This is a genomic window from Sphaerisporangium melleum (assembly GCF_014646695.1).
Taxonomy (GTDB): Bacteria; Actinomycetota; Actinomycetes; order Streptosporangiales; family Streptosporangiaceae; genus Sphaerisporangium; species Sphaerisporangium melleum.
The window spans coordinates 1-251 of the sequence record NZ_BMNT01000163.1; the positions used below are offsets into that span (position 1 = coordinate 1).

Here is a 251-nt window from a genome sequence, read left to right on the forward strand (position 1 = left end):
GTCACGCTGCTGGTCTCCATCGGCTCCAGCTACGTCAACTACCGCGATGTCAGCGGCGACTACCAGGGCATCGCGCGGCGGTACCTGGACGCCGCCGGCGGCCGGACCTTCGACGACCTGCGCGGCCGGCACGTGGCCGACTACCAGACCCTGTTCAACCGCACGACGCTGGACCTCGGTCGTACCTCGGCGGCCGACCAGCCGACCGACGTACGGATCGCCCAGCACAACAGCGTCAACGACCCGCAGTT

The 251-nt window shown here is 68.9% G+C and carries 1 protein-coding gene; it reads left to right on the plus strand.

Annotation, left to right across the window (positions count from 1 at the left end; all coding sequences use genetic code 11):
* Positions 1 to 251: glycosyl hydrolase family 95 catalytic domain-containing protein (locus IEY93_RS39215; RefSeq protein ID WP_229691839.1), on the plus strand; the 251-nt coding region annotated here is incomplete at both ends.